Source organism: Streptomyces sp. NPDC001606 (assembly GCF_053596835.1).
The window spans coordinates 489,987-502,381 of record NZ_JBSFHC010000002.1; the positions used below are offsets into that span (position 1 = coordinate 489,987).

Here is a 12,395-nt window from a genome sequence, read left to right on the forward strand (position 1 = left end):
TTGTGTTCGCTCTCAGCGATCACGTTCAGGCATGGGGGTGCCAAGGGGGGCGGTTCGGGGGTGCGAGGGGTGAGCGCCTTCAGGCGCGGTGCTGCCAGCGGCGGACGAGCGGCCAGGCCAGCACGCCGATCGTCAGGGCGATGAGGTGGCCCCAGTCGGTCATCGGATCGGTGAAGGCGGCGAGGTCGTCCAGGAGCAGCCCGGCCACCGAGACGAGCAGCGGCCAGCGCAGCCAGGGGGTGAGCAGGCCGGCCAGGGCGCCGGTACTGGCGGCCACGCCGAAGCTGATGCCGTAGTCGAGGCGGTGCAGCGAGGTGAGGGGGAGGTGGCCGAGGGCGACGGCCAGGCCCACCGGCACCTCGGTCGCCAGGGTGGCCAGGATGTGTCCGGACAGGAACACCGCGGCCGCCCGCGCCCCGCCTATCCGGCGCTCCAGCGCGGTCAGCACCAGCACGAAGGCGAAGGCGTACGGCGAGACCATCCCGCCCGCGATCCACAGCGCGCTGGCCACCAGCACCGTCACCGGGGAGCACGCCAGGTGGAACACGTCCGTGCTGGAGTCCCGGTAGAGGGCGTGCACCAGCGCGGGGTCGGCCACCATGGCGATCACCGAGGTGACGGCCAGCAGCGTCGCATAGCCGAAGGTGAACGGGGTTCCGGCAGGCGTCGGCACCAGTCGCCCAAGCCGCGCCGGAAGGACGGACGGCGGACGCCGTACGACGGGAGCCGCCGCCGCGGGCTGCGCGGTCTCCGTCGTCTCCACGGCCTCCCGCACATCCGCGGCCCCGGCCAGGGCGCCGCGCGGGGCGGGCATGCCGTCCAGCAGGTCCGCGACGACGACTCCGCCGGGCAGGGGCGAGTCCGCCGGGAGCGCGGGCGCCACCGGGCCCGTCGCGGTCCGTTCCACCTGAGGCGCTCCTTCCGTTACGCCCACAGTCAGCGTTGCGGGAGCCGCTGTCTATGACCGACGCCACGCGAGAGCGGATTCACAGCAACCTCTCACCGTCCGATTGCGTCCACGGCCGCGTCATCCGCAATTCCCGTGAAGGAAATGCCCAGTTCGAGCAGGATGGACGCATGACTGCCCTGGACGACTCTCCTGTGGTGCTGGACCGGCGTGACGGGCCGTACGGCGAGGTGGTGCTGCGCAGACACGGCGCGCTGTTGCAGATCATCGCCAACGGCTGCTTCCTGATGGACACCTCCGACGGCCGCTCGGAGCGGCTGCTGGTCGACGCCGCGTACGACGCGCTGGACGGCCGGACGGAGCCGGCGGTGCTGATCGGCGGGCTGGGCGTCGGCTTCTCGCTCGCCCATGCCGCCGCCGACGAGCGCTGGGGACGGATCGTGGTCGTGGAGCGGGAGCCCGCGGTCGTCGGCTGGCACCGCGACGGGCCGCTCGCCCAGATGTCCGCCGAGGCGCTCGCCGATCCCCGGACGGAGATCGTGGAAGCCGATCTCGTTCGTTACGTCAATGAGACATCGGACACGTTCGACGCGCTCTGCCTCGACATCGACAACGGTCCGGGCTGGACCGTCACCGAGGACAACGGCAGTCTGTACTCACCGGCCGGACTCCGGTCCTGCGCCCGGGTGTTGAGGCCGGGCGGGGTGCTCGCGGTGTGGTCGGCCGAGCCCTCTCCGGAATTTGAAGGAAGCTTGCGGAATGCCGGGTTCCGTCAGGTGCGTACCGAAGAGGTCCCCGTTGCCCGGGGCGTTCCCGACGCCGTGCACCTCGGCGTCCGCCCTGGATAGCGACGGCACGGCGAGTCCCCGTAATGTGCTGCCCTGACGCGGATCAGTCAACGGATCTCTCAACAGGTCCCCCGGCCGATCCTCACGCGTCGATCGCAGACATGGGATCACCCCACGGGTTCCGGAAAGCAACAAGCAGGGGCGGGCGATGGAGCAGACACACACCTCCCAGAGCGGTGCGGCGACCAGCACACCGGGCGCGCAGCGCCGGGTGCTGGTCGTCGAGGACGACACCACGATCGTCGACGCCATCGCGGCCCGGCTCCGCGCAGAGGGATTCCTGGTGCAGACCGCGGCCGACGGTCCGGCCGCGGTCGACACCGCCGAGGCCTGGCAGCCCGACCTGCTGATCCTCGACATCATGCTGCCCGGCTTCGACGGCCTGGAGGTCTGCCGCCGGGTGCAGGCGCAGCGGCCGGTGCCGGTACTGATGCTCACCGCGCGGGACGACGAGACGGACATGCTGGTCGGGCTCGGCGTCGGCGCCGACGACTACATGACCAAGCCGTTCTCCATGCGGGAACTCGCGGCCCGCGTGCATGTGCTGCTCCGCCGCGTGGAGCGGGCCGCGCTGGCCGCCGCCACCCCGCGCAGCGGCATCCTGCGCCTCGGCGAGCTGGAGATCGACCACGCCCAGCGCCGGGTGCGGGTGCGGTCGGAGGACGTCCATCTGACGCCGACCGAGTTCGACCTGCTGGTGTGCCTGGCGAACACCCCGCGCGCGGTCCTCTCCCGGGAGCAGCTGCTGGCCGAGGTGTGGGACTGGGCGGACGCCTCCGGCACCCGTACGGTCGACAGCCACATCAAGGCGCTGCGCCGGAAGATCGGCGCCGAGCGGATCCGCACGGTGCACGGGGTCGGGTACGCGCTGGAGACGCCGACGCCATGAGCGGTGCCGGGCGGCAGGCCGCACCCAGGAGCCCCGGGAGTCCCGTGGAGGAGCCCTGGGGCGGCGTACGCCCGTTCTCGATCAAGACCAAGCTGGGCGCGCTGGTCGTCATCTCGGTGCTGATCACCACCGGTCTGTCGATGATCGCGGTGCACACCAAGACCGAGCTGCGCTTCATCACGGTCTTCTCGATGATCGCCACGCTGCTGATCACGCAGTTCGTGGCGCACTCGCTCACCATGCCGCTGGACGAGATGAACACGGTGGCCCGCTCCATCTCGGAGGGTGACTACACCCGCCGGGTGAGCGAGAACCGCCGGGACGAGCTGGGGGACCTGGCCCAGACGATCAATGTCATGGCCGACGAGCTGGAGGCCCAGGACCGGCAGCGCAAGGAACTGGTCGCGAACGTCTCGCACGAGCTGCGCACCCCCATCGCGGGACTGCGCGCCGTGCTGGAGAACATCGTCGACGGGGTCACCGAGCCCGACCAGGAGACCATGCGGACGGCCCTGAAGCAGACCGAGCGGCTCGGCCGGCTGGTGGAGACGCTGCTGGACCTGTCCCGGCTCGACAACGGCGTCGTCCCGCTGAAGATGCGCCGCTTCGAGGTGTGGCCGTATCTCTCGGGCGTGCTGAAGGAGGCCAACATGGCGGCCTCGGCGCGCGCGGGGCTGGCCTCGGACACCGGCCGTCACACGCGTACGGACGTCCATCTGCACCTGGACGTCTCCCCGCCGGAGCTGACCGCGCACGCGGACCCGGAGCGGATCCACCAGGTCGTCGCCAACCTGATCGACAACGCGGTCAAGCACAGCCCGCCGCACGGCCGGGTGACGGTGCGGGCGCGGCGCGGACCGCAGCCGGAGTCGCTGGAGCTGGAGGTCCTGGACGAGGGCCCCGGCATCCCCCGGTCGGAGTGGCACAAGGTGTTCGAGCGGTTCAACCGGGGTGCGGTGACCCGGCCGCACGGCCCGGGCAGCGACGGCGGCACCGGCCTCGGGCTGGCGATCGCCCGCTGGGCGGTGGATCTGCACGGCGGCCGGATCGGTGTGGCCGAATCCGAGCGGGGCTGCCGGATCATCGTCACTCTCCCGGGACTGACTTCCGCACCAAGTTGACGTAAAGTCCGAACCCGGAGGCACAAGATCCACGCCGGTCGCTGCCCTTATGCGCAGCTGGACACGTGTGATCAGGAGCAGGCCCGCGCCACCCTTCGAACGAAGGCGCGCCGGGCCCGGCCCGTGCACCCTCCCACAGTGGAACCACGCTTGTTTCCCGCCATATCAAGCCCCGAAACAAGATTTCCGATGTGACTTACGCGACGATGACCTTGCTCGGCCTGACCTTCCCGCCGATGGAGGCGTAGCCTTTATTCCCGCTGTCCATCACCTTGTGAAGCGGAAGAGGGCGGTTGCCGCCGTGTCGCCACAGTCCCCCAGTAACCCGAGCGTCTCCACCGACGACCAAGCCGGGAAGAACCCCGCTGCCGCGTTCGGTCCGAACGAGTGGCTCGTCGACGAGATCTATCAGCAGTACCTCCAGGACCCGAATTCGGTAGACCGTGCCTGGTGGGACTTCTTCGCCGATTACAAGCCGGGTGCACCCGCCACCCCGGCTGCGGCGGGTACTGCGGCCGCGGGGGCCGCAGAGACCACCACCCCGGCCCCGAAGGCCGCCGCCCCGGCCCCTGCCCCGCAGGCCGCCGCTCCGGCCGCTCCGAAGCCCGCGACCGCGGCTCCGGCTCCCGCCCCGGCCAAGCCGGCGCAGCCCGCACAGGCGCCCGCTCAGCCCAAGGCGGCCAAGCCCGCTCCCGCCGCCGCGGCCCCCGAGGGCCCGGAGCAGATCGTGCTGCGCGGTCCGGCCGCCGCGGTCGCGAAGAACATGGACGCCTCGCTGGAGGTGCCGACCGCCACCTCGGTCCGCGCCGTCCCGGTGAAGCTGCTGTTCGACAACCGCATCGTCATCAACAACCACCTCAAGCGCGCCCGTGGCGGGAAGATCTCCTTCACGCACATCATCGGGTACGCGATGGTGCAGGCCATCAAGGCCATGCCGTCGATGAACTGGTCGTACGGCGTCAAGGACGGCAAGCCGACGCTGATCAAGCCGGCCCACGTCAACCTCGGTCTCGCCATCGACCTGGTCAAGCCGAACGGCGACCGCCAGCTGGTCGTCGCGGCGATCAAGAAGGCCGAGACGCTGAACTTCTTCGAGTTCTGGCAGGCCTACGAGGACATCGTCCGCCGCGCCCGCGAGGGCAAGCTGACGATGGACGACTTCACCGGTGTGACGGTCTCCCTGACCAACCCCGGCGGCCTCGGCACCGTCCACTCGGTCCCGCGTCTGATGCCCGGCCAGTCGGTCATCATGGGCGTCGGCTCCATGGACTACCCGGCCGAGTTCCAGGGCACCAGCCAGGACACCCTGAACAAGCTCGGTGTCTCCAAGGTCATGACGCTCACGTCGACCTACGACCACCGGGTGATCCAGGGCGCCGCCTCCGGCGAGTTCCTGCGCCAGGTCGCCAACCTGCTGCTCGGCGAGAACGGCTTCTTCGACGACATCTTCGAGGCGCTGCGGATCCCCTACGAGCCGGTCCGCTGGCTCCGTGACATCGACGCCTCGCACGACGACGACGTCACCAAGGCCGCCCGCGTCTTCGAGCTGATCCACTCCTACCGGGTCCGCGGCCATGTCATGGCCGACACCGACCCGCTGGAGTACAAGCAGCGCAAGCACCCCGACCTGGACATCGTCGAGCACGGCCTCACCCTGTGGGACCTGGAGCGCGAGTTCGCCGTCGGCGGCTTCGCCGGCAAGTCGATGATGAAGCTGCGCGACATCCTCGGCGTGCTGCGCGACTCGTACTGCCGCACCACCGGCATCGAGTTCATGCACATCCAGGACCCCAAGCAGCGCAAGTGGATCCAGGACCGGGTGGAGCGCCCGCACTCCAAGATGGAGCGCGAGGAGCAGCTGCGCATCCTGCGCCGGCTGAACGCCGCGGAGGCGTTCGAGACGTTCCTCCAGACGAAGTACGTCGGCCAGAAGCGCTTCTCCCTGGAGGGCGGCGAGTCCGTCATCCCGCTGCTCGACGCGGTGATCGACTCCGCGGCCGAGTCCCGCCTGGACGAGGTCGTCATCGGCATGGCCCACCGCGGCCGGCTGAACGTGCTGGCGAACATCGTCGGCAAGTCGTACGCGCAGATCTTCCGCGAGTTCGAGGGCAACCTCGACCCGAAGTCGATGCACGGCTCCGGCGACGTCAAGTACCACCTGGGCGCCGAGGGCACCTTCACCGGCCTCGACGGCGAGCAGATCAGGGTCTCCCTGGTCGCCAACCCCTCCCACCTGGAGGCGGTGGACCCGGTCCTGGAGGGCGTCGCCCGCGCCAAGCAGGACATCATCAACAAGGGCGGCACGGACTTCACCGTCCTGCCGGTGGCGATCCACGGCGACGCGGCCTTCGCGGGCCAGGGCGTGGTGGCCGAGACCCTGAACATGTCGCAGCTGCGCGGCTACCGCACCGGCGGCACGGTCCACATCGTCATCAACAACCAGGTCGGCTTCACCGCGGCCCCCGAGTCCTCGCGTTCGTCGATGTACGCGACGGACGTGGCCCGCATGATCGAGGCCCCGATCTTCCACGTGAACGGCGACGACCCGGAGGCCGTGGTCCGCGTCGCGCGGCTCGCCTTCGAGTTCCGCCAGGCGTTCAACAAGGACGTGGTGATCGACCTCATCTGCTACCGCCGCCGCGGTCACAACGAGTCGGACAACCCGGCCTTCACCCAGCCGCTGATGTACGACCTGATCGACAAGAAGCGCTCGGTGCGCAAGCTCTACACCGAGTCCCTGATCGGTCGCGGCGACATCACCCTGGAAGAGGCCGAGCAGGCGCTCCAGGACTACCAGGGCCAGCTGGAGAAGGTCTTCACCGAGGTCCGCGAGGCCACCGCGCAGCCGGCCGGCGGCGCCGCCGAGGCCCCGCAGGACGGCTTCCCGGTCGCGGTGCCGACCGCGATCTCCGCCGAGGTCGTCAAGCGGATCGCCGAGTCCCAGGTCAGCGTGCCCGAGCACATGACCGTCCACCCCCGTCTCCAGCCGCAGTTGCAGCGGCGTGCGGCGATGGTCGAGGACGGCACCATCGACTGGGGCATGGGCGAGACCCTCGCCATCGGCTCGCTGCTGCTGGAGGGCACCCCGGTCCGCCTGGCGGGCCAGGACTCCCAGCGCGGCACCTTCGGCCAGCGCCACGCGGTGCTGATCGACCGGGAGACCGGCGAGGAGTACACCCCGCTCCAGTACCTCTCCGAGGACCAGGCGCGGCTGAACGTCTACAACTCGCTGCTGTCCGAGTACGCGGCGATGGGCTTCGAGTACGGCTACTCCCTGGCCCGCCCGGACGCGCTGGTGATGTGGGAGGCCCAGTTCGGCGACTTCGTCAACGGCGCCCAGACCGTCGTCGACGAGTTCGTCTCCTCGGCCGAGCAGAAGTGGGGCCAGACCTCCGGTGTGGTCCTGCTGCTGCCGCACGGCTACGAGGGCCAGGGCCCGGACCACTCCTCGGCCCGCCCGGAGCGGTTCCTCCAGCTGTGCGCCCAGAACAACATGACGGTCGCGATGCCGACGCTCCCGTCGAACTACTTCCACCTCCTGCGCTGGCAGGTGCACAACCCGCACCACAAGCCGCTGGTCGTCTTCACCCCGAAGTCGATGCTGCGTCTGAAGGCCGCGGCGTCGAAGGCGGAGGAGTTTACGAGCGGCGAGTTCCGCCCGGTCATCGGCGACAGCACGGTCGACCCGGCCGCGGTCCGCAAGGTCGTCTTCTGCGCGGGCAAGGTCTACTACGACCTGGAGGCCGAGCGGCAGAAGCGAGGCGTCACGGACACCGCGATCATCCGTATCGAGCGGCTGTACCCGCTGCCGGGTGCCGAGCTCCAGGCGGAGATCAAGAAGTACCCGAACGCCGAGAAGTACCTGTGGGCGCAGGAGGAGCCGGCGAACCAGGGTGCGTGGCCGTTCATCGCGCTCAACCTGATCGACCACCTCGACCTGGCGGTCGGCGCGGACATCCCGGCCGGCGAGCGGCTGCGGCGCATCTCGCGTCCGCACGGTTCGTCCCCGGCGGTGGGTTCCGCGAAGCGGCACCAGGCGGAGCAGGAGCAGCTGGTGCGTGAGGTCTTCGAGGCGTAAGCCTCCGGCGGCTTAGCTGCATCAAGGGCCCGGTGCCGAGTTTCGTACTCGGTACCGGGCCCTTCGCCTACCCGGGGGGCGCTTCAGCCGATGTAGGCCTCGAAGTCCCAGTAGGGGCGGATGCGTTGGCGGGAGGAGATGGTGTGGGGGTGCTGGGCGCCCAGGGTGCGGGTGAGGGCCAGCAGGGCGTCCTCCTCCAGCTTGCCCGCCTCCTCCTGCTCGTTCGCGGCGCGCAGGTCCGCGGCGAGCGCCACCTGGCAGGACAGCGTCAGCGGATGCTCGTGTCCCAGCATGTGCCGCACCCGGCGCAGGCTGTCCCGGCTCAGTTCCACCGCCTCCGGGATCCGCCCGTTGAGGTTGCGCGCGCCGGCCGCGTTGAGGGCGCAGCCCAGCACCCAGGGGTGGTCCGGACCGAGCGTCGCGCTGAGCCCGGCGAGCGCGGCCTCGAACATGGCCAGCGCGTCGGCCCGCTCGCCGGCCGCCTGCATCACCAGCCCGGTGTTGGAGAGCATGCCGGTGGCGACGGGGTGCGCGGGGCCGAGCAGCGCCCGGTAGCCCGCCTCCGCCTCGTCGATCAGCTCCCGGGCCTGGCTGAGATCGCCGTGTTCGCGCAGGAAGTTGCCGTAGTTGGTGAGGAAGCCCAGCGTGCGGTGGTGCTCACGGCCGTACAGCTGGATCAGTTCGTCGAGCAGGCCGGCCATGGCCGGGCCGACGTCCGGCGCGTTGCCGCCCTCCCGGCGGCGGCACATGGCCAGCTGGGAGCGGGCTTCGAGGGTCTGCGGGTGCCGGGGGCCGAGCACCTGCACATGGAGCCGTACGACGGGTTCCTGGCGGGCGAGCGCCTCGCGGTAGCGGCCGAGCAGCCGGAGGCTGTGGGTGACCGCGTTGCCCGAGTGCAGGGTGTTGATGTGCCGGGCGCGCAGCACGCTCTCGCCCAGCGCCAGGGTCTCCAGGTCGAGGTCCAGCGCCTCCGCGTACCGGCCGAGCATGCGCAGGCTGACGCCGAGGTTGTGCCGGGCGACCAGGGTCGGCGGCTCGTCCGGGCCGAGCAGCCGCTCGTTGCCCTCCAGGACCTCGCGCTGGAGGTCGTACGCCTCCTGGTAGCGGCCGAGCGAGCGCAGCCCGGAGGCGAGGGCGGCCTTGCTGGCCAGCTCGCCGATCTCGTTGCGCCGGGGCGCGGCCTGGAGCTGCCCCAGCACGCCCCGGTGGAGTTCGTACAGTTCCCGGAACCGGCCGCTGTTGCGGAGCATGTTGCCCTCCTGGGTGGCCAGGTCGAGCATCGGCTGGTCGATCGGCTCCATGAACCGGGACCAGTGCTCGCGCACCTGCTGGGCCAGTTCCAGGCCGCCGCTGTACTCGCCGCTGCGGGAGCAGTAGCGCAGGCAGTTCAGGACGAGTTCCTGCACGCGCGGCTGGCGGCTCTCCAGCGCGCCGGAGGCCGCGAGGTGCGGCAGGAGTTCGGCGTAGCGCGGCCAGTTGCGGCTGTCGGCGGGGTTGCCGGGGTCGGCCTCGGCGAGCAGGGTGCGCACCGCCCGCCGGTGCACCTCCCGGCTGCTGTCGCCGGTCAGCTTGGAGACGATGTCGTGGACGAGCCGGTGCATGTGCACGGACTCCTGGTGCGGGCCCATCTCGGCGGCCAGCGGACCGCGGGTCTCCCGGGTGAGCACCGAGTAGCTGACCAGGGTGTCCAGCGCCCGGGTCCAGGCGGGCAGGTCGGTGGCCATCCAGCGCAGCTCGTCGGGGAGTTCGGCGCGCGGGTAGGCGCGGATCAGGCCCAGCGGGATGCGGCCGGGGGCGAAGGAGGTGCACAGTCCCAGCACGTCGATGGCCTGTGGCTGGGAGCGGCGCAGCCGGTTGAGCAGTATGGCCCAGGAGGTCAGCGAGGACTGCGGGAAGCCCTCGCCGGTGACGGGCTCATCGACGGTGGACAGCCGGCGTTCGCGCACCATGCGCAGGTACTCGGCGACCTCCATCCGGGACTCGCCGAGCCAGGACGCGGCCTGCACCAGCGGCAGCGGTACGTCCCCGAACTCGGCGGCCACCTCGTCGGCGTCGCGGGCGGAGATGTGCGGGGCGCGGCGCATCAGATAGCCGGTGGACTCGGCGCGCAGGAAGGCGGGGATCTCCAGGACGTCGGTGTGCTCGCTCCAGCCCCGGTTCCGGGAGGTGATCAGGACGTGTCCGGTGCCCTGCGGGAGCAGCCCGCTCACGCCCTCGATGTCGTCCCAGCCGTCGAAGACCACCAGCCAGTTCCCGTACGGCTCGCCGCGCCGCAGCGCGTTGCGGACCGCGCGGATGCGTTCGCCGGGCTCGCTGCCGGCGCGCAGGCCGAGTTCGACGGCGAGTTCGCCGAGGCGGTCGCGCTGGATGGTGCGGTCGTCGGAGTTGACCCACCACACCAGGTCGTAGTCGGTGCTGAAGCGGTGCGCGTACTCGGCGGCGAGCTGGGTCTTGCCGATGCCGGACATGCCGACCAGGGTGCAGGCGGCGGCTCCGCGTTCGGCGTCGGCGAGCCGCTGCTGGAGTTCACCGAGCAGGTCGTCGCGGCCGGTGAAGCGCGGGTTGCGGCGGGGCACCTCGCCCCAGATCTCGCAGCGCTCGTCGGGGTAGCGGATGCGGCCCGGCACCGGGCGCGGGCGGGCGAGGGGTTCGATGCCGAGCCGGCGCAGCAGGCGTTCCTCGGCGGCCTCCTCGCTCAGCGCCCACAGGCTGGCCGGTTCCAGTACGGCGGTGGCGGGCAGCAGCGGGCGGTTGGTGAGGTTGACCGCGGCGAACCGGTCGGCGTGCGCGGCGACGAAGCCGCGCAGGGCGTCGTTCCACTCGCCCGGCGGGCGCGGGCCCAGCTCGAAGAACCAGTCGTTGAGGACCAGCAGCACCTGGCCGCTGGCCAGCAGCAGATCGCCGAGCGAGTCCTCCAGCGGCACCTCGCGCGGCGGGTCCCAGCGCTGGAGGGTGGCCCGGCGCCCGTGCCGTTCCAGGCACTGCGCGATCCATGCCGCCCAAGAGCGGTGGTAGCCCGGGAAGACCACGAGCACATGCTCGGGTGCCGCCGCGTCCGTGGCGACCGGTCGCCGCTGTTCCGCCATCGCCGCTCCCTGTTCCGGCGGCTGCCGGCCTCACGGGCAGCCGCGCGCACAACGCATAACGCATAACGTAACGCAATAACCCCTCCACGGAGCGTCATCCGGGCTGTCGGGCGGCGCCCGCGAGGCGCGCGTGGTGACGGCCCATGTGCCGGACGAACTCCCTTCCGTGGGGGGTCAGTTCATCGGACCCGGCGAGCGCCGACAAGGCCTCGGCGACCTGCTCCTGGCAGGCGTCGAACCGTTCGGCGGCGCGCCGACGCCACACCCAGGCGGCTCCGGTGCGCGCCCTGGACCACAGGTCCATCAGCGCCAGGTGCGCATAGGCCCCCTGGAGCACGCCGGGGACGGGCCGCGGGTCGCGCCGCCAGGCCACCCGGTGCAGGCTGCCGCCGGGCCGGCACAGCGGCACCAGCTCGTCCAGGACGGCCAGCTTGGTGTGGTGGGTCTCGTGCACCAGCAGCTCCACCAGCTCGCGCCGGTCGGCCGGCAGCTGGGCCAGGACGGCGCCGGGCGCGGTCCGCAGGGTGGCGCTCATCGGGGGCCCGGCGCCGGTGTGCGGGGCGAGCGGGACGACGGCGCGCAGCAGGGCGGTCGTCTCGGTGGCGCGGGCCGGGTGGGTCGCGGCGAGCAGGGCCTGGGCGTGCCGCCAGCGGGCGGCCCAGCCGGCCGGGTCGGAGTACGGCCGCTCGGCGGCGGGCAGCGCGGCCGGCCCGATGCCGCCGTCCGGCACCCGGTAGGGGTCCAGGTCGTCGAGTACGGCGGTGGAGCCGGGCAGGGTGTGCAGCGCCGACCAGGCGAGGGTGCCGTCGGGGGCCCACCGGGTGCCGGGTCCGGCCGGTACGGCACCGGGCAGCCGCAGCGTCTGGCCCGCGCCGTCGGTGATCCGCAGAGCGCCGCCGCGCCCGCTCAGCCGGGCCGGGCCGCGGGCGCCGCGCAGCAGGCCGAGGCCGGGCAGGCACAGGGTGCCGGCCGGCAGCGCGCGGGTGGTGGTGAACCGGCAGCCGGCGCGGACGGCCGCGGCCACGGCGAGGGCGCCGAGTCCGGCGAGGCGGTCCTCGAAGGGCGGCCCTTCGGGCGCGGCGAGCGCGGCGGCCAGCCAGGCGCCGGTCGTCGGATAGTCGAGCACCGCCCGGACGGCGGCGGGGTCGGCGCGCTCCGCCCGCTCCAGCAGCGCCCAGTCACCCTCGAACCGCCGCCGCACCGCCCCGTCCAGCGCCGAACGGTCCCGTTCGGCCCGGACCAGCAGCGACTTGAGCAGCAGCATCCGCCGGGCGTGCAGGGCCGCCAGCAGGGTTGCGGTGGCCCGGGGCAGCGGCTGGGCCCGGGCCAAGGCGGCGAGGGTGCCGGCCGGCAGGGGGACGGGGGTGAGGCCGGGGACGGCTTCTCCCGGAGCGAGAGCTTCCGCCGGAGCGACGGCTTCCGCCGGACCGGCGAACCCGGCGGGCGCGGCACACCCTGAGGGCCCG

7 protein-coding genes are annotated in these 12,395 nt (G+C 71.9%); 4 read left to right on the top strand and 3 right to left on the bottom strand.

Going from position 1 to position 12,395, the window contains the following annotated elements; genetic code table 11:
• Positions 1 to 79: 79 nt before the first annotated feature.
• On the bottom strand, positions 80 to 907 hold the full coding sequence (locus ACWCV9_RS06600; RefSeq protein WP_450784567.1) for a rhomboid-like protein: 828 nt from the start codon (positions 905 to 907) through the stop codon (positions 80 to 82).
• 170 nt (positions 908 to 1,077) lie between these two features.
• Here ACWCV9_RS06600 and ACWCV9_RS06605 point away from each other — a divergent pair, with 170 nt between their 5' ends.
• The 4 genes from ACWCV9_RS06605 (at position 1,078) to ACWCV9_RS06620 (ending at position 7,843) form a co-directional block, all read left to right on the top strand.
• Complete coding sequence (locus tag ACWCV9_RS06605; protein WP_450784568.1) at positions 1,078 to 1,755, top strand: spermidine synthase; 678 nt, start codon at positions 1,078 to 1,080, stop codon at positions 1,753 to 1,755.
• Between the two features lie 148 nt (positions 1,756 to 1,903).
• Entirely contained in the window at positions 1,904 to 2,644 is a 741-nt protein-coding gene (locus tag ACWCV9_RS06610) for a response regulator transcription factor (RefSeq protein WP_385840026.1), read from the top strand.
• Positions 2,641 to 3,765, top strand: coding sequence for a HAMP domain-containing sensor histidine kinase (locus ACWCV9_RS06615; RefSeq protein ID WP_385840027.1), 1,125 nt, complete (start codon positions 2,641 to 2,643; stop codon positions 3,763 to 3,765). The genes ACWCV9_RS06610 and ACWCV9_RS06615 overlap by 4 nt, the downstream gene beginning before the upstream one ends.
• A gap of 301 nt (positions 3,766 to 4,066) precedes the next feature.
• A complete protein-coding gene (locus tag ACWCV9_RS06620) occupies positions 4,067 to 7,843 on the top strand; it encodes a multifunctional oxoglutarate decarboxylase/oxoglutarate dehydrogenase thiamine pyrophosphate-binding subunit/dihydrolipoyllysine-residue succinyltransferase subunit (RefSeq protein WP_450784569.1) in 3,777 nt (1,258 codons plus the stop codon).
• A gap of 83 nt (positions 7,844 to 7,926) precedes the next feature.
• Here ACWCV9_RS06620 and fxsT read toward each other — a convergent pair whose 3' ends face one another.
• Positions 7,927 to 10,929: an FxSxx-COOH system tetratricopeptide repeat protein gene (fxsT, locus tag ACWCV9_RS06625; RefSeq protein WP_450784570.1), complete on the bottom strand. Its 3,003-nt coding sequence runs from the start codon at positions 10,927 to 10,929 to the stop codon at positions 7,927 to 7,929.
• A gap of 94 nt (positions 10,930 to 11,023) precedes the next feature.
• Entirely contained in the window at positions 11,024 to 12,259 is a 1,236-nt protein-coding gene (locus ACWCV9_RS06630; protein ID WP_450784571.1) for an aKG-HExxH-type peptide beta-hydroxylase, read from the bottom strand.
• Positions 12,260 to 12,395 lie beyond the last annotated feature (136 nt).